The organism is Mycobacterium sp. IDUB_39, from assembly GCF_055419205.1.
Window position 1 is genome coordinate 951271 of record NZ_JBVAXF010000002.1, and the last position, 17621, is coordinate 968891.

The 17621-nt window shown below is 67.8% G+C and carries 15 protein-coding genes; 7 read left to right on the forward strand and 8 right to left on the reverse strand.

Annotation, left to right across the window (positions count from 1 at the left end):
• The first annotated feature begins 18 nt into the window (after positions 1-18).
• Complete coding sequence (gene mshB / locus ACZY0X_RS10720; RefSeq protein ID WP_463770126.1) at positions 19-900, forward strand: N-acetyl-1-D-myo-inositol-2-amino-2-deoxy-alpha-D-glucopyranoside deacetylase; 882 nt, start codon at positions 19-21, stop codon at positions 898-900.
• A 110-nt stretch (positions 901-1010) separates the two neighbouring features.
• The gene (locus tag ACZY0X_RS10725; protein WP_463770128.1) at positions 1011-1439 is read left to right on the forward strand and encodes a hypothetical protein; all 429 of its coding nucleotides are present in this window, start codon (positions 1011-1013) and stop codon (positions 1437-1439) included.
• On the opposite strand, the gene ACZY0X_RS10730 is transcribed toward ACZY0X_RS10725, so the two are convergent.
• Entirely contained in the window at positions 1436-2731 is a 1296-nt protein-coding gene (locus tag ACZY0X_RS10730) for a hypothetical protein (RefSeq protein ID WP_463770130.1), read from the reverse strand. The genes ACZY0X_RS10725 and ACZY0X_RS10730 overlap by 4 nt on opposite strands.
• Positions 2732-2919: 188 nt before the next feature.
• Positions 2920-4134: a hypothetical protein gene (locus tag ACZY0X_RS10735; RefSeq protein WP_463770132.1), complete on the reverse strand. Its 1215-nt coding sequence runs from the start codon at positions 4132-4134 to the stop codon at positions 2920-2922.
• A gap of 181 nt (positions 4135-4315) precedes the next feature.
• On the opposite strand from ACZY0X_RS10735, the gene ACZY0X_RS10740 reads away from it, so the two are divergent.
• The 3 genes from ACZY0X_RS10740 (at position 4316) to ACZY0X_RS10750 (ending at position 8139) form a co-directional block, all read left to right on the forward strand.
• Positions 4316-6895 carry a bifunctional FO biosynthesis protein CofGH gene (locus ACZY0X_RS10740; protein ID WP_463770134.1) on the forward strand — a complete coding sequence of 860 codons (2580 nt, stop codon included), beginning with the start codon at positions 4316-4318 and terminating at the stop codon, positions 6893-6895.
• A gap of 159 nt (positions 6896-7054) precedes the next feature.
• On the forward strand, positions 7055-7516 hold the full coding sequence (locus ACZY0X_RS10745; protein WP_463770625.1) for a DUF2231 domain-containing protein: 462 nt from the start codon (positions 7055-7057) through the stop codon (positions 7514-7516).
• 74 nt (positions 7517-7590) lie between these two features.
• A complete protein-coding gene (locus tag ACZY0X_RS10750) occupies positions 7591-8139 on the forward strand; it encodes a YceI family protein (protein WP_463770136.1) in 549 nt (182 codons plus the stop codon).
• 77 nt (positions 8140-8216) lie between these two features.
• Here the strand turns inward: ACZY0X_RS10750 and ACZY0X_RS10755 are convergent, their stop codons facing one another.
• Complete coding sequence (locus ACZY0X_RS10755) at positions 8217-10238, reverse strand: oxidoreductase (protein WP_463770138.1); 2022 nt, start codon at positions 10236-10238, stop codon at positions 8217-8219.
• Positions 10235-10819: a PadR family transcriptional regulator gene (locus tag ACZY0X_RS10760; RefSeq protein ID WP_463770140.1), complete on the reverse strand. Its 585-nt coding sequence runs from the start codon at positions 10817-10819 to the stop codon at positions 10235-10237. The genes ACZY0X_RS10755 and ACZY0X_RS10760 overlap by 4 nt, the downstream gene beginning before the upstream one ends.
• 303 nt (positions 10820-11122) lie before the next feature.
• Here ACZY0X_RS10760 and fdxA point away from each other — a divergent pair, with 303 nt between their 5' ends.
• Together fdxA and dapC are read left to right on the forward strand one after the other, a co-directional pair.
• Positions 11123-11446, forward strand: a complete 324-nt coding sequence (fdxA, locus tag ACZY0X_RS10765) for a ferredoxin (protein WP_463770142.1) — start codon at positions 11123-11125, stop codon at positions 11444-11446.
• A gap of 8 nt (positions 11447-11454) precedes the next feature.
• The gene (dapC, locus tag ACZY0X_RS10770) at positions 11455-12561 is read left to right on the forward strand and encodes a succinyldiaminopimelate transaminase (protein WP_463770144.1); all 1107 of its coding nucleotides are present in this window, start codon (positions 11455-11457) and stop codon (positions 12559-12561) included.
• On the opposite strand, the gene ACZY0X_RS10775 is transcribed toward dapC, so the two are convergent.
• From ACZY0X_RS10775 to ACZY0X_RS10790, 4 genes are all read right to left on the reverse strand, one after another.
• Positions 12558-13181 carry a response regulator gene (locus ACZY0X_RS10775; RefSeq protein WP_241403785.1) on the reverse strand — a complete coding sequence of 208 codons (624 nt, stop codon included), beginning with the start codon at positions 13179-13181 and terminating at the stop codon, positions 12558-12560. The genes dapC and ACZY0X_RS10775 overlap by 4 nt on opposite strands.
• 31 nt (positions 13182-13212) lie before the next feature.
• Positions 13213-14388: a sensor histidine kinase gene (locus ACZY0X_RS10780; RefSeq protein ID WP_463770146.1), complete on the reverse strand. Its 1176-nt coding sequence runs from the start codon at positions 14386-14388 to the stop codon at positions 13213-13215.
• A 10-nt stretch (positions 14389-14398) separates the two neighbouring features.
• Positions 14399-15904 carry a carotenoid oxygenase family protein gene (locus tag ACZY0X_RS10785; RefSeq protein ID WP_463770148.1) on the reverse strand — a complete coding sequence of 502 codons (1506 nt, stop codon included), beginning with the start codon at positions 15902-15904 and terminating at the stop codon, positions 14399-14401.
• A gap of 93 nt (positions 15905-15997) precedes the next feature.
• Entirely contained in the window at positions 15998-17575 is a 1578-nt protein-coding gene (locus ACZY0X_RS10790; RefSeq protein ID WP_463770150.1) for a PucR family transcriptional regulator, read from the reverse strand.
• Positions 17576-17621: the final 46 nt, after the last annotated feature.

Consider the following 17621-nt stretch of genomic DNA (forward strand, 5'->3'; position numbering starts at 1 on the left):
TGAATCTATCGTGAGGCAATGGAGATTCCGCGGCTTATCTTCGTCCACGCGCACCCCGATGACGAGACACTGACCACCGGCGCCACGATCGCGCACTACGCGGCGCGCGGGGCGCAGGTGCACGTCGTCACGTGCACGCTCGGCGAGGAGGGCGAGGTGATCGGCGACCGGTGGGCGCAACTGGCCGTCGATGGCGCCGACCAGCTCGGTGGTTACCGCATCGGTGAACTGTCGGCCGCCCTGTCGAGTCTTGGCGTCGCCGAGCCCGTGTTCCTGGGCGGTGCGGGTCACTGGCGCGACTCCGGCATGGCGGGCACACCCGCCCGCGGGCATCAGCGCTTCACCGACGGTGACCCAGACGAGGCAGTGGCGGCGCTCGTCGAGATCATCCGGTCGGTTCGCCCACACGTCGTCGTGTCCTACGACCCGGACGGCGGCTACGGCCATCCCGACCACATCCGCACCCACGAGGTCACGTCGGCCGCCATCGTCGCTGCGGCGGGTACCGACGGCCCGGGGCAGGCGTGGCAGGTGCCCAAGTTCTACTGGACGGTGATGTCCGCTACGGCGGCCGAGAGTGGGCTCCAGGCCATCGAATCCACAGACCTGCCGTCGCACTGGATCCGGTTGCCCACGGGGGACTTCCCGTTCCTGTACGGCGACGACAAGATCGACGCCGTCGTGCACGCACCCGAGAGCCTGGCAGCCAAGGTCGCCGCGATGCGCGCACACGCCACGCAGGTCACCGTCGCACCCGGCGGGGCAGCCTTCGCACTGTCGAACGACATCGTTTTGCCCATGCTGGACTCCGAGCACTATGTCTTGGCGGCCGGCGTCCCGGGTGAGCGCGACGAACGTGGGTGGGAGACCGACCTGCTGTCCGGACTGAATCTCGGTTAGAGAGGATGGGACGGGGTAGGCTGCCGAAAGTACCGCGACGGAGGGATGGCGATGGACCCGGACCTGGATCCCAATCTGCAACACTGGCAGGACCGCATGGACAACTTCCAGTGGGTAACCGGTTCGCTCGTCGCTCTGATCGACAGCATCCCGACCTGATCGACGACGCTCCGGGCTGGCAGCGGCCCGTCGTCCTTTCGATTCTCACCCTCAACGGGGTTTTGTCAGCGCTGGCTGGTGCCTTGTTTCTGCCGCTCTACTTCGGCACGATTCCGTTCCCAATTAGTGCGCTGATCAGCGGCCTGACCAATCTGGCGTTGGTGTGGGCTGCGCAGCAGTGGACGCCCTCGACTCGGTTGGCGACGCTGCCGTTGTGGGCATGGCTGGTGACGGTGGTCGGGCTGACCCTTGGTGGACCCGGCAACGACATCGTCTTCGGCGGTACCGGGATTCTGGCGCTGGGACCGCTGCTATTGCTCGTGATCGGCGCGCTGCCGCCCGTGCTGCTGCTGTACCGGCGCACGCCCGCTCACGCCTAGTCGCCTGACGCCGCCTTCTTCTCGGGCTTACCGGAGTGGTTCGTCGAGTGAGGCTCATGCCTCGTGTTGGTCGTGCTCGTCTGGTCGGGGCCAGCATCCGACGGTGTCGACTCGGGTGCTGGCTTGTCCTTGTCTGGCTTGGTGTCGGTGTCGGTGCCTGGCTTAGTGTCGGTATCGGGCTTGGTTGTGGCGCTGACGCGGACCTCACCCTGTGCCGAGACGGTGCCCGACGTCGACTTGACCGTCGGTATCAGGTGAGCCGACTTGGCCGCCGTGATCAGCTGATTGAGCTTGGTTGACCTGACGGGGTCGGTTGAGGTGGTCGGGTCGGTGGCATCGACCGTCGGCGTCTCGACATTCACCTCGTCGGTGAGGACCTTGTCCGTGATGACCTCGTCGGTGAGGACCTTGTCCGTGACGACCTCGTCGGTGAGGACCTTGTCCGTGACGACCTCGTCAGTGACGACCTTGTCCGTGATGACCTTGTCCGTAACGACCTCGTCGGTGAGGACCTTGTCCGTGATGACCTCGTCGGTGAGGACCTTGTCCGTGATGACTTCGGGATCGACCGCCCTGGGCAGGAACCCCTCGATCGCTTCCCTGAGCCTCACGGACAACGGTGGCGCGGACATGAGCGACGCGGCCTCGACAGTCTGGAGCGGCTCCACCGTCTGCACGGTCGTCAACGACCCGGGGATCGGCGGAATCGGTGGCAGCGGCGGCAACCAGAAAGCCAGTTGAGCATTGGCCAGGAAGATGAAGGAGTTGATCGTGTCGACGGCCACGTTCCTCAGGCCCTGACCGAAGCTGATCTGGCGATCAAGCCAATCGGCGATGTTGAAGGTGATGCTCCTGACGATCATCTCGCCGAAGTCGTAGAAGATCGAGATCTGGGGCGCCAACCATCCGACCCACGGAATCCAGCCGACCGCGTAGGCGGCGACGTCGAAGCCCCACTCGACCCACGGCTCGACGGCGTCGTAGACCCATTTGATGCTGCTACCGAGCGAAAAGGGTGAGACGTTCGGCGGGAAATGCGGTGTGGGGAATGGTGCGCTGGCGCTCGGCGGGATTATCACCCGCTGCAACCAATCGACGAGGAGCCCGGGGATTTCAGCCGGTGCCACAAGGGGCTGCACCGCGGCGGTGAGCTGCAGTGCCTGTGACGTGACGTGCAGGTTGACCGCCGATGGAGACGGACGCGGCTCCTGCGTCGACGGTGCGATGGCAATCGTGGCGGCGACGGTCGCGACCACGGTTGCCGATATCAATGGGCGCAACGAAATAGCCATGGCGATCCACCCTCTGTGCGTGACGACTGCGATTGCCGCGAACCTACGCTCGTGTCAATCGTGTTGGGCGGCATTCGACAACGCGTCTCGCTGGCTATTACCGAATTCAATTAGCGGTATCGCCTGCGACAGCGCAATTCATCGCCGGTTCATCACCAGACGATGCCCGCGAAGTAGCGACTGAGGAGCTAGTCGGACGCTGCCTTCTTCTCGTTCTTGTCGGAGTCGGTCTTGTCCGTGGCGCTGGTCTTGTCCGTCTGCTCAGCGCTGGCGCCCGACGGTGTCGTCGACTCGGGCGCATGCTTTTCCTTGTCCGACGATGCAGTGGCGGCCGGCTTGGTGTCCGTGGCGGGTGTGGTGGTTGCACCACCGCGCACCTCACCCTGTGCGGACACCGTGCCCGCCGTGGTACTGGTCGGGGTGGACTTGATTGGTGTGAGCTTCGTCGGCGTCAGCTTGGTCGGCAGCTTGGTCGGCGTGGTCGGGGCGATGGTCTCGTCGTCGGTCTCGGGGGCGACGACGGGCGTCGTCTCGTCCACGGGCACCTCGGGTGCCACGACCTCAGGCACCTCGGGTGCCACGACTTCGGGCACCTCGGGTGTGGTGACCTCGGGATCCGTCACCTCGGTCTCGGTGACCTCGGTCTCGGTGACCTCGGTTTCGGGTTCGATCTCAGTGCCGACCTTCTCGTCGGTCACCTCCTCGAGCGCCGTCGACAGCAGAGACACGTCCTCGACGGTCTCGAACGGCGTCACGGTCTGCACGGCAGCCAGCGGGAACGGCGGGATGGGCAGCGGCGGCAGCGGAGGGATCAGCCATCCGAAGAAGTAGTTGAACTCGACGATCCCGGTGTTGATCGCCGCGGTGATCGCGGTCTGGCCGACGTTGATCAGACCGTTGACCCATGTCGAGAGGTTCAGTGGATCGTTGAGAATCGGATTGATCAACCCGTACACGACACTGTCGGCGATCGGCGTGATCAGGAAGTCGTAGAAGATGTTGATCTGGTCGCCGATGAAGTACCCGAACGGGATGAACCCCAGGACGTAGTCGGCGAGGTCGACGCCGTAGCTCACCCAGTACTGAACCCACTCGTAGGCGCCGGTGAACCAGTCAGATGCGGCGTTGAGCGGTGCGGGCGCGGGTGCGACCGCCGCGGTGGCGAACGTCGACTCCGGGTCGATCCGGCGGATGGCGTCGCGCGCCGTGGCCAACTGCTCGGGACGCAGTGGCTCGAGGATGATCGGCTTGACCGATGCGGCGAGGTCGACCCGTGCGGTCACGGCACGCTCGGTGGGCTGAATCAAGGGGTGTGGCGACGCGGTTGTCGGCGAGGCGACGAGTGCCGCCGCCGCGACGGCCGCCACACCGGTGACGAAATGGGACCTCAGGGACACACTCATAACTTGCTACCTCTCGCGACAGACCCGACAGCAAGAACTTACGTGGCGGTCAGATGATCTGTGTGGAGATGGGAGGCCCGGCGTCGTATGGCTGCGACTACTGTGGCCCCTATGCCAGGCGCAGTTGTTTCAGATAGTGAGACGCGCGGATGATTCTCCACGACCTCGGGGTTACAGGGGAGTGGCTCTGAACCCCCAGCGCGGTGCCGATCTGCCCAGCCCCGCGGTACCACCACGATCCGGAACGCCCAGCCCCGCGGCAATGAGGCGGGTGTTGCGGCGCGCCAGGGACGGCGTGGCGCTCAACGTCGACGAGGCCGCCATCGCTATGACGGCCCGTGGCGACGACCTCGCCGATCTGTGTGCCAGTGCTGCCCGGGTGCGTGACGCCGGTCTGGAGGCCGCCGGTCGGCGCGGACCCACCGGACGGCTGCCGGTCAGCTATTCGCGCAAGGTGTTCATTCCGGTGACGCACCTGTGCCGCGACACCTGTCATTACTGCACGTTCGTCACGGTTCCGGGCAAGCTGCGCGCAGCGGGCCAGGGCATGTACATGGAGCCCGACGAGATCCTCGACGTCGCCCGCCGCGGTGCGGAGTTGGGCTGCAAGGAAGCGCTTTTCACCCTCGGGGACCGTCCCGAGGCGCGCTGGGACGAGGCCCGGCAATGGCTCGACGAACGTGGTTATGACTCCACGCTGGACTACGTGCGTGCCATGTCGATCCGGGTGCTCGAGGAGACCGGTCTGCTGCCGCACCTGAACCCAGGTGTGATGAGTTGGTCGGAGCTGTCGCGGCTCAAGCCGGTGGCTCCGTCGATGGGCATGATGCTGGAGACGACCTCGCGCCGGTTGTTCGAGACCAAGGGCCTGGCGCACTACGGCAGCCCGGACAAGGACCCGGCGGTCCGGTTGCGCACGCTCGACGATGCGGGCCGGTTGTCGATCCCCTTCACCACGGGGCTGCTGGTCGGAATCGGTGAGAACCTCACCGAGCGCGCCGAGACCGTGCATGCAATCCGACGCTCGCACAAGGAGTTCGGCCACGTCCAGGAAGTGATCGTGCAGAACTTCCGGGCCAAGGAGCACACCGCGATGGCGGGGAGACCCGACACCGGTATCGACGACTTCCTCGCGACGCTGGCTGTGACCCGGTTGGTGATGGGCCCCAAGGTTCGCATCCAAGCTCCGCCGAACCTGGTGTCGCGTGAGGAGTGCCTCGCGCTCATCGGTGCGGGTGTCGACGACTGGGGTGGGGTGTCGCCGCTGACCCCTGACCACGTCAACCCCGAACGCCCGTGGCCCGCGCTCGACGAACTCGCCGACGTCACCGCGGAGGCCGGTTACGACCTGGTCCAGCGGTTGACCGCGCAGCCGCAGTACGTGCAGGCGGGCGCGGCGTGGATCGATCCGCGAGTGCAGGGACACGTCGCCGCGCTGGCTGACCCCGACACAGGTCTGGCGCTGGAGGTGAACCCGGTCGGACGTCCGTGGCAGGAGCCCGATGAGGCCACCGAGTCGCTCGGTCGCACCGATCTGCACACCGCCATCGACACCGAGGGTCGTCTCACCGAGACGCGCAGCGACCTCGGAAGTGCCTTCGGTGACTGGGAGTCCATTCGCGAGAAGATCAGCGAACTCGCGGCACGGGCACCCGAGCGCATCGACACCGATGTGCTCGCGGCGCTGCGCTCGGCCGAGCGCGACCCCGCAGGCTGCAGCGACGATGAGTACCTCGCGCTGGCGACCGCCGATGGTCCAGCACTGGATGCCATTGCCGCACTTGCCGATTCGCTGCGTCGTGACGTCGTTGGTGATGACGTCACCTATGTGGTGAACCGCAATATCAACTTCACCAACATCTGCTACACCGGATGCCGGTTCTGCGCCTTCGCCCAACGCAAGGGTGATGCCGACGCCTACTCGCTGTCGACCGACGAGGTCGCCGATCGGGCGTGGGAGGCGCATGTGGCCGGCGCCACCGAGGTGTGCATGCAGGGCGGTATCGACCCCGAGCTGCCGGTCACCGGCTACGCCGATCTGGTCCGGGCGGTCAAGGCCCGGGTGCCGTCGATGCACGTTCACGCGTTCTCGCCCATGGAGATCTCCAATGGCGTCACCAAGAGCGGTATCTCGGTCCGGGAGTGGTTGACCGATCTGCGCGACGCCGGTCTCGGGTCAATTCCCGGTACGGCGGCTGAGATCCTCGACGATGAGGTCCGCTGGGTGCTGACCAAGGGCAAGTTGCCGACGTCGGCGTGGATCGAGGTCGTCACCACAGCGCATGAGGTTGGCCTGCGATCCAGCTCGACGATGATGTACGGCCACGTCGACACGCCACGGCACTGGGTGGGGCACCTCAACGTGCTGCGCGGCATTCAGGACCGCACCGGTGGTTTCACCGAGTTCGTCCCGCTGCCCTTCGTGCATCAGTCCAGCCCGCTGTACCTGGCGGGCGGCTCGCGACCGGGGCCCACCCACCGTGACAATCGGGCGGTGCACGCCCTGGCCCGGATCATGTTGCACGGCAGGATTCCCAGCATCCAGACCAGCTGGGTCAAGCTCGGTGTGGAACGCACTCAGGTGATGCTCAACGGCGGCGCCAACGATCTCGGCGGCACGCTGATGGAGGAGACCATCTCGCGGATGGCGGGCTCGGAGAACGGGTCGGCCAAGTCCGCCGACGAACTCATCGCCATCGCCGAGGGCATCGGCCGCCCGGCGCGCCAGCGCAGCACCACCTACACACCGCTCGCCGCGTAAGGCCAGTCCTCCCGCGAGTGCGCGTGTTTGCGGCCGACACGCCGCGGCGTGATCGAACTCTGCGCGCCCTCGCGAGGTGAAAACCGCGCGCCCCGGTGAACCGGATGCGACGCTGATCACGTTCAACTAGTGACAGCCGCCATCCAGCCCGGGAGCGCCATGACGACGATCTTCGGATTGCCGGCCCACGCGCTGCTGGTGCACGCCGTCGTCGTGCTCGCACCGCTCACCGCCGCCCTTGCGATTCTCTGCGCGCTCTGGCCGGCGGCGCGGCAGCGCCTGGCGTGGCTGGTGCTGGCGTTCGCGGTCGCGGTCATGGTTCTGACTCCGCTGACGGTGTCGGCAGGTCAATGGCTGTATGCGCAGAGCCCGCAGCACACCGAGATGCTCGAGACGCACGAGGAGCGCGGCGGGTGGATGATCTACTTCGCCGTCGCGCTGCTGGTGGTGGCCATCGTCGGCGCGGTTCAGCACTGGCTGGAGTCGCGCTCTTCCGAGCCGCGGCGGGTGCTCGCGGTGTGCTCCGCGATTCTTGCCATCGTGGTCGGTGTCTCGACGACCGCCGCGGTGGTGTGGGTCGGCGACGCGGGCGCCCAAGCCGTCTGGGGCGTGCGGGAATGAAACCGGACTGAGGTCCGTTTATTCTCCTTGAAGATGCCGGACAGACCGGCACCCACATCCAAGGAGACATCGACATGACCGCAGCGGTAGCCACCGACCTCAGCGCAGGCACCTGGGCCATCGACCCCGTGCACTCGTCCGTCACGTTCTCGGTGCGACATCTGATGGTGAGCAAGGTGCGCGGAAACTTCGACGAGTTCAGCGGTGCGATCGTGGTCGCCGAGGACGGCACGCCGTCGGTCACGGCCGAGATCGGAGTCGACTCGGTCAACACGCGCAACGAGCAGCGCGACGCACACCTGAAGGCTGCCGACTTCTTCGACGCCCAGCAGTACCCGAAGGCCACGTTCGTCTCGACCGGTGTCCGCGCCGATGGCAATGACTATGTGCTCGACGGCGACTTCACCCTCAGGGGCGTCACCAAGCCGATCCAGCTCAGGCTCGAGTTCAATGGCGTCAACCCCGGCATGGGTCACGGCGAGGTCGCCGGCTTCGATGCGTCAGTCGTGCTGAACCGCAAGGACTTCGGAATCGATATCGACATGCCGCTGGAGACCGGCGGCGCCGTCGTCGGCGACAAGGTGACCATCACCCTCGAGATCGAGGCGCTCAAGCAGGCCTGACCGGCCGCGCGAGCGCGCGTGGAGTCGGACTTCGGCACGGCGTGTCGCCCGCAGACACGCGCGCTCGCGGAAGGTCGTTACAGCCGGGCGGCCAGTTCGGTGCCCTGGCGAATGGCGCGTTTGGCGTCGAGTTCATCGGCGACGGACGCGCCGCCGATGACATGTGGCTGCACCCCGGTTTCCCGCAGGCGCTCCGCGAGATCGCGTACGGACTCCTGGCCCGCGCACACGACGACGTTGTCGACCTCGAGCACGCGGGCCTCGGTGTGTTGCGGGCCGAAGCTGATGTGCAGGCCGGCGTCATCGATGCGTTCGTAGTTGACGCCCGAAAGCTGCTGCACGCCCTTGGCTCTCACCGACGCGCGGTGTACCCAGCCGGACGTCTTGCCCAGCGTGCGGCCCTGCGAACCCTTCGTGCGCTGCAGCAGATACACCTCCCGCGCCGGGGGCAGCGGTATCGGCGTGGTCAGCGCGCCGCGGGTCTCCTGCGGGTCGGCGACCCCCCACTCGGCCTTCCACTCCTTGAGGTTCAGCGTGGGGGACTCGTCGGTGACCAGGAACTCGCTGACATCGAACCCGATGCCACCGGCCCCGATGACGGCGACGCGGCTGCCGATCGGCGCACCCAGGATCGCCTCGGCGTAGGACAGCACCATGGGGTGGTCGATGCCGGGGATGTCGGGCATCCGCGGCGCGACGCCGGTGGCGATCACCACCTCGTCGAAACCGGACAGCTCCTCGACGTCAGCGCGCGTGGCGAGTCGCACGTCGACACCGTGCTTGTCGAGCATCCGCGTGTAGTAGCGGATGGTCTCGTTGAACTCCTCCTTGCCGGGGATCCTTCTGGCGAGGTCGAACTGGCCGCCGATGACGCCACCCGCCTCGAACAGCGTGACGGCGTGGCCGCGCTCGGCGGCGGTGACCGCGGCCGACAGGCCGGCTGGCCCGGCACCCACCACGGCCACGCGTTTGGTTCGCCGCGTCGGGGCGAGCACCAGTTTCGTCTCGTGCCCAGCTCGCGGATTGAGCAGACACGACACGGTCTTGTGGACGAACGCGTGGTCCAGGCATGCCTGGTTGCAGGCGATGCAGGTGTTGATCTCGTCGGCGGCATCGGCTTGGGCCTTGTTCACCCAATCCGGGTCCGATAGCAGGGGACGAGCCATCGAGATCAACTGCACGTGCCCGTCGGCGAGGATCTGTTCGCACGCCTGCGGCATGTTGATCCGGTTGCTCGCCACCACGGGAACGCTGACGTGCTCGGCGATCGCATTGCTGACGTCGACGAATGCGCCACTGGGCACCGACGTCACGATCGTCGGCACTCGGGACTCGTGCCAGCCGACGCCGGTGTTGATGAGCGTCGCGCCTGCGGCCTCGACCTCGCGTGCCAGGGCCATGATCTCGTCCCAGCTCTGGCCGTCCTCCACGTAGTCGGCCATCGACATCCGATAGCAGATGATGAAGTCACGCCCGACTGCCTCGCGGGTCCGGCGCACGATCTCGACGGGCAGGCGTCGGCGCTTCTCGGGCGTGCCGCCCCAGGCGTCGGTGCGCTTGTTGGTGCGCGGGGCCAGGAACTGGTTGAGCAGATAGCCCTCGCTGCCCATGATCTCGACACCGTCGTAGCCGGCCTCGCGCGCCAGCACGGCGCATTTGACGAAGTCGCCGACGGTGTCCTCGACACCGCGGGTCGACAGCTTGCGCGGTCGGAACGGGTTGATGGGTGCCTTGATCGACGACGCGCTCACCGAAAGTGGGTGGTAGGCATAGCGTCCCGCGTGTAACACCTGCAGAAGGATCTTGCCGCCCTCGTCGTGCACCGCTGACGTGACGGAGCGGTGCCGTCGAGCGTCGGAGGACGACAGCATCTGCGCGGCGAAGGGCAGCAGCCAGCCGGTCCGGTTGGGCGCGTAGCCGCCGGTGATGATCAGTCCGACACCGCCGCGCGCCCGCTCGGCGAAATAGGCTGCCAGACGGTCGATATCGCGTGCACGATCTTCGAGACCGGTGTGCATCGAGCCCATCACCACCCTGTTGCGCAACGTGGTGAAGCCCAGGTCCAGGGGAGAGAGCAGGTGTGGGTACGGGTTGTTCACTGTTCGCCTCCCCGATCGCGGCAGCGATCATCCTGGCCGAGCGCGCTGAGGACTTCGTCGAGCCAGTCCACCGAGCCCTGTTCGGCCCTGATGCCACCGCGTAACACCAGGTACTGGTTGCGGGCGGAGCCGGTCAGCGACGACGGGTCGGGAAACTGGCGCTTCTCGAATCCTCGGTAGGTGTCCAGGGTTTGGGCCCGTTCACGGCGCAGCGTGACGACCTGGGCGCGCAGGGCGTCGGCGTCGCCGAACTGTGCGCCCCGGATCTTCACGGCCAGCTCGCGGGTTCTCGAGTCGCTGATGGAACTGCCACGCCCGCACAGTGGTTCGCTGATCCAGCGGGCCAGCTCGGCCCGGCCGGCGGCGGTCACGTCGTAGACCTTCTTGTCCGGCCGGGTGCTCTGCGGAACCACCTCGACGTGCACCCATCCGTCGTTCTCCATGGTGCGCAGCGTCCGGTAGATCTGCTGGTGGGTCGCGGCCCAGAAGTGCCCGATCGACCGGTCGAACCGGCGGGCCAGTTCGTAGCCGGACCCTGCCTGCTCGCACAGCGACACCAGGATCGCGTGGGGTAGCGCCATTGCCGCACTGTATGTGATACCAGCGGTCCTATGCAATGAGTTGCACAGGTCGATTTTCGACTCCGGCAAACACGCGCGACACCCCGGGGGATGGGAACGGTCCTGGGGGATGCAACTCATAGCGTGTTTTATCTGCAACGTCTAGTATCAGTAACCCCGCGCTGCCTGTGAGGGCGACGGGCGAAAGTTAGGACACACTCAGAAGAACGTCGGAGTATGAGCAACGGCATACTTGCGGCGACTTCTCGGAAAAGCTCAACTAGACCGAACCGATCAGCAGCCCGCTGGACAGGAGACACAGTAGTGACGTACGTCATTGCCGAGCCATGCGTCGACGTCAAGGACAAGTCGTGCATTGAAGAATGCCCGGTTGATTGCATCTACGAGGGTGCGCGCATGCTGTACATCCACCCGGATGAGTGCGTGGACTGCGGCGCCTGCGAGCCGGTTTGCCCGGTGGAGGCCATCTACTACGAGGACGACGTCCCGGACCAGTGGGGCAGCTACACGCAGGCCAACGCCGACTTCTTCGTGGAGCTCGGTTCGCCCGGCGGCGCGTCCAAGGTCGGGCAGACCGAGCATGACCCGCAGCTGATCAAGGATCTGCCGCCTCAGGGCGAGGACTGAAGACGCCCGTGTTCCGTTCGGGCCCCCTCTCGGGAGCTCTGCCGGTCTTTCCCTGGGACACGCTCGCCGACGTCACGGCACTGGCGCGCGCGCATCCGGGGGGCATCGTCGACCTGTCGGTAGGTACGCCCGTCGACCCGGTCGCCCCGTTGATCCGGGACGCGTTGTACGAGGCGAGTTCCGCTCCGGGATACCCGACCACCGCGGGGACCGCGGCCCTGCGCGCTTCGGCCTCGGCCGCTCTGCAACGGCGCTACGGGGTCACCGGGCTCGACGGTGACGCGATCCTGCCCGTCATCGGCACCAAGGAACTCATCGCGTGGCTACCGACCCTGATGGCTCTGGGGCCCGATGACGCCGTCGTCGTCCCCGAACTCGCCTACCCGACCTATGACGTCGGCGCCCGCCTGGCCGGTGCGCAGGTCGTGCGTGCGGACTCACTGACTCAGCTCGGGCCGCGCAACCCCGCGCTGGTGTATCTGAACTCGCCCAGCAATCCCACCGGCGCGGTTCTGGGCGTCGACCATCTGCGGAAGGTCGTCACCTGGGCGCGTGAGCGGGGTGTGCTGGTTGCCTCCGACGAGTGTTACCTCGGGCTCGGCTGGGACGTGGAGCCGGTCTCGGTCCTGCACCCGTCGGTGTGCGATGGCGACCACACTGGCTTGCTGGCCATCCACTCGCTGTCCAAGACCTCCTCTCTGGCGGGGTACCGCGCCGGCTTCGTGGCCGGAGATCCCGCCGTCGTCGCCGAATTGCTGGCCGTGCGCAAGCACGCCGGCATGATGGTGCCGACCGCGATCCAGGCAGCCATGGTCGCGGCCCTCGACGACGACGCGCACGAACTGGCTCAACGAGAGCGCTACGCCCGGCGCCGCCGCGAACTGATGCGCGCCGTCCGTGACGCAGGGCTGACCATCGAGCACTCCGAGGCCGGCCTCTACCTCTGGGTGACCCGCGACGAGCCCTGCAGGGACACCGTCACGTGGTTTGCGCAGCGCGGCATACTGACCGCGCCCGGTGAGTTCTACGGACCCCGCGGCGGCCGCCACGTGCGCATGGCGCTGACCGCCACCGACGAGCGCATCGACGCTGCCGTCGCACGCCTGGCGTCCTAACCGCCGAGCAGCCCCAGCGACATCGCGGTCGTCACGGCCGCGGTGCGATCGGAAACCCCGAGCTTGTTGAACGCGCGCAGCAGGTGCGTCTTCACCGTGGCCTCGCTGATGTGCAGACGCCGACCGATGTCGGCATTGGTCAACCCCTCGGACACCAGGGCCAGCACGTCGACCTCACGCGACGACAGCGACGCCGGCGGTGGGCGTCGGACGAACCGCACCAGCCGGTCCGCGACCGACGGAGCCAGAACCGTCTTGCCGTCCGCGGCATCGCGCACCGCGGCGGCGAGTTCGGCCCGCGTCGCATCCTTGAGCAGGTAGCCGGCGGCGCCGGCCTCGACCGCGCGCAGGATGTCGGAGTCCGATTCGTAGGTGGTGACGACGACGATCCGGATACCCGGTGAGGTGGCCAGAATCCGTTCGGTGGCCGTCACGCCGTCGACATCAGGCATCCGCAGGTCCATGAGAATGACGTCGGGACACAGACTCTGGGCCATCGACACGGCTTCGGTGCCCGAGCCGGCCTCGCCGACGACGCTCAGGTCTGGTTCGGCATCGATCATGCCTCGCAGGCCCTCCCGCACCACGGGATGATCGTCGACCAGCAGCACCGTGGTCATGCGGGATCCCGCTCCGCTTCTCGCTTGGTCGTCACGCGGGCACCTCGACAACGACCGTGACGCCGCCACCCGGGGTCGGCGCGAGCGTCAGCGACCCGCCGACCTGGGCGGCGCGTGCCCGCATACCGGTCAGCCCGTAACCGTCGTGGTGCTGCGCGGAGAGCCCGGTTCCGTTGTCCGACAGCGAGAGCCGGAGCACGTCGCCGTCGGCGGCCAGGTCCACCGCCACCTCGGTGGCGCCGGCGTGCTTGCGAATGTTGGCCAGCGACTCCTGGGCGGCGCGAAGCAGGACGACGTTCGAGGCCATCGCCGACGATGGCAGGTTGGGGTCGGCGGTCACTCTCACCGCAACACCCGACTCCACTGCGAACGCGTCGCACTGGCGGCGAATGACGGCCGACAGTGAGCCCTCGTCCAGCGCTGCCGGGGTCAGGGAGCTGACCATGGTGCGTGCCTCGGACAGGTTCGCGCGGGCGGTCCTCCTGATCAGTTCGACGTGCCCAGCGGCCGTGTCGGGGTCGGTGTCGAGTTCGGCCTGCACGGCCTGCGCCAGCGCGACGATGCTGGTGAAACCCTGCGCCAGGGTGTCGTGAATCTCGCGGGCCAGTCGCTCGCGCTCCCCGGCGACGCCGGCTTCCCTGGACAGTCTTGAGGTTTCGGCCCGGCTGGCCTCCAGTGCGGCGACCACGGCGGCCATCTCCATTCGTTGTCGCACCGTTGTGACGACCATGATGCCGATGAGCGGTCCGGCGATCAGGCCGAGCAGTGTCATGGCCACCGCGACCGGCAGGTGCGGTGACTGCAGGCCGGAGGCCGCGACGTCGATGGTCAACGGCATGAGCGTGACCGCGAGGGCGGCTCCGATGGCCACCGTCAGCGGAAGCGTCGAGAAGAGCACGGGATACAGCGCGGGGATGGCGGCCACGGCCGCCGGCGCGCACACCATCGACACCGCCCACAGAACCGTCGCGACGACGACGTAGACGATCGAGCGCGCCGTGAGCGCACCCAGCCGGGGCACACGGCGCCCGGCGATGGTCAGCCATGCGGTCAACGCGATGAGCAGGGCGGCCGCGACGCCCGGCGCCCGGCCGGGAACCAGATCGTCGAGCAGGAAGACGGATATGACGGCGACACCGCACATGCCCACGATGTAGGTGTCCCACAGGACGTGCCACGTGTTGAGTTGCTGCGCGGCACCCTCCATCGAGCTGATGCTAGCTCTCCTGGGGCACCCAGTTGCCGTGGAATCCATGCGGCACACGGGCGGGAACTGCGATGGTGGCCACCGCCTCAAGCGTCTGCGCGTCAAGCAGCACCAGATCGCTGCGGTCCTCGGCGCGGTCGTAGACGAAACCCATCACCACACCGTCGTCCTCGCCGGCGTCAGCGCTCGACGGCACGAACACGAACTCACCCGGCTCACGACCCGCGCCGAAGCGCGCGGCCCGCGAGCTGCCCGCCTCGAGATCGTGCTTGATGATCGCCGTCGGCGGTGTGTGCGCCTCGACCGCGGTGGTGGCATCCCACCCGACGGCGTAGCCATACCGATGCCGAAGCCCGACGCGGCGCTCGTCGACCCGGGGGAACTCCTGCGTCGTGTCGTCGAGTCGAACCTCGGTCACGTGGCCCGATGTCAGATCCACGGTCCAGCGGTCCAGGCTCTGCGATCCCGGGGCGAGTTCGGCGCCCGCGGCGAACACCTGCGAGTGGCGGACCACATCGAGCACGATCGTCGCCCCGTTCGGGCCGGTGTCCTCGTGGGCGTTGAGCGGATGGAACACGTAGCACGGTGCCACCTCGAACCACCGGATGTCGGACGCCGTGCCCGTCCTCGGCAGCACGCCGATACGAGCTGGGCGCTCCGGTGCCCAACGGTAGGGCAGTCCGTTTGGCGCGCCGAGCCGCTCCGAGCCCCGCATCGCGACGCGCATCAGGAGGTCAGGTGCGGCGTGGACGGCGACGAACCGGCTGAGCAGCCGGGCCGCCGCGCGGGCGGGCCGGTTGGTCAGGCTCGCCCCGAGATCGAGCGCCACCGGAAGGTCGTAGATGACGACGTAGTTCTCGGTCAGCGAGAAGTCGTGCATCATCGTGTGCGAGTCCAGCGTGATGTCGACGCTGTGGCGCACCCGTCCGTCCACGCCGGTGACGGTGTACTGAATGCGGTTGCCGCGCATCGGGTTGTAGGACACCGCGTGCAGTTCCCCGGTGGCCGGATCGCGCTTGGGGTGCGCGCTGTACCCACCGAACAGCGTGCCGCAGAAGTCCGATCCGCCGATGGTGTTCAGCTCGTCGTCGAGCTCGTAGGGTCGGACACCGGATTCGGTGAGCACCAACGTGCGACCGGCGTGGCCGATGATGTTGGTGTTGCTCGCGAAGTCGAATCCGCCGTCGTGCGCTCCGCCCGGCCAGCGTTCACCGAGCGTGCGTGCCATGGCCCCCGAGCGCACCCACCGGTTCCGGTACCACTGGGCCCTGCCGTCGCCGATCCGCAGCCCGTGCGCCATGCCCGCACCGAGAAACCAGTGATAGCGGTCCGGATCCGGCTCGCCCACCGGGTTGGGGCCGGTGCGCAGATAGCGTCCATTCAGGTAGTCGGGGATGGTGCCGGTCACGTCGAGGTCGGTCACCGTGAGTTCCTCGCGGACCGGGGCGAAGTTCCCGCTGAGAAAGGGATTCGTCGACGGCCGCAGCGGGGTGTCGATCGTGGTGTCGGGGCTCATATGACCAGCGTGCGCCACCTCACCCCGCCCGCGCGACCCCCGGATGGTTGGATTCGCTGTCAGTCGATCGGTTGACACCGCACGACCCACGCCTCACCCGCTGGCGCGCAGGCTCAGCGACAGCAGCAGCCGTACCTCGGGATCGGCCAGCGATGTGCCGAGGACATCCTCGATGCGTCGCACGCGGTAGCGGACGGTGTTGGGATGCACGTGCAGGCCGGCCGCGGCCGCGGCCACGTCGCCGAAACCGTCGAGGTAGGCGCGCAACGTCTCGGCGAGCACGGGCTCGTTCTCGCGCAGGTCCCGCACCCGCGGGTCGATCAGCCGATCGTCGGTCGCGATCATCGTGACGATCTCGTCGAGGATCACGGCCGTGCGCGCCTCGGCGAGCGAGGTCACCTGGCCGATGGCCCCGGGGTGTCGGCCCGCGCTGTCGAGCACCCGGTCCACCTCCGCGCGCGATGCCGCCACACCCCGCAGACCCGTTGCGGGGGAGGCGATCACGGCGCGTAGCTCGATACCAAGTTCAGTGCGCAGACCGCCTATGGTGCCGCGGATCCACGACGGCACCGAGCCCTTGCCGGTGTTCGGGAACAGCACGTACACCCGTGAGCCGTGCGCCGTCACCTGCGCGTCGGGGCGGAAGGCGCTGGCGCTCAACGCCAATACGTCGGCCAGCCGCGAAGTGCCCGCGCCCGGGCCGTCGAAGCCGACGACCGCGGGCCGCCCGTCGGCGACGATGCCGAGTTCGCGTGCCACGTCGTCGACGTCGGCGCCGCTGTCGTCGCGCAGGCCCAGCAGTTCCTGCACCCGCATGGCGTGTGTGGACGGTGTCGCCGCGAGCCGCGACAGGATGCGCCCCGCGAGCACCGCCGCGCCGCGCAGCACCTCGTCGGTGTCGTCGGCCAGGGAGCGCGAGCCCTGCTGCACCCAGATGGTGCCCGCGAACACCGGGGGTCTGCGCGGGTCGGGTGCCTGGTGGTGGATCCCGACGGCGCGACGCGGTTGCAGACCCAGCTCGGGGCGCGCCTCGACGCTGACCACCTCACCCGCCCGGACGGCGTCGAAGATGCCCCACTTGCCGATCCAGGCGAGATGCTCCGGTGGCCCCGCGCGGCCGAGGATCGACGCGCGGCGCAGCTCGTCGGCCTCCTCGTTGGACGCCGAGTAGGCCAACACATGTGACTGCGCGTCCTCGATGCTGACCATCCCGTGGGTGCGGTCGGCGATGGACTGGGCCAGGCCGAACAGGTCGGTGCCCGAGTCGAACATCGGGTCGGCACGGTCGCCGTGGTGCTCGAAGACGTGGTCGACCAGCCGGTACAGCCGTTCCCAGCGCGCCCGCGGGTCGACGGAGACCACCGCGGTACCCACGGCCACTGCGCGGGCGATGACCGCGTCGGACGGCTCCTTGACGAACACGGCCGCAGGCGCTCGCGGTGAGGCCTGACCGACCAGCCACGCCAGCGCCTCGTCGTCGCCGACGCCGAGGAGGAAGAACACGTCAGCCGAGCCGGAACCCGCCGCCAGCCCGAGCCTGACGTCGTCGGAGTCGATGAGCGCGGCCGAGGCGACGGGCAGGTCCAGGCCACGGGGAGCCTCCACCAGCGTCACCAAGGTGGCGTCCAGGGCCAGGACCAGTTGGCCAAGGCTCACGCCGGATGTGCTCATGTTGGCCGATTCTACTGATGCCATCGTCAGGTCTTGTCCGATTGGC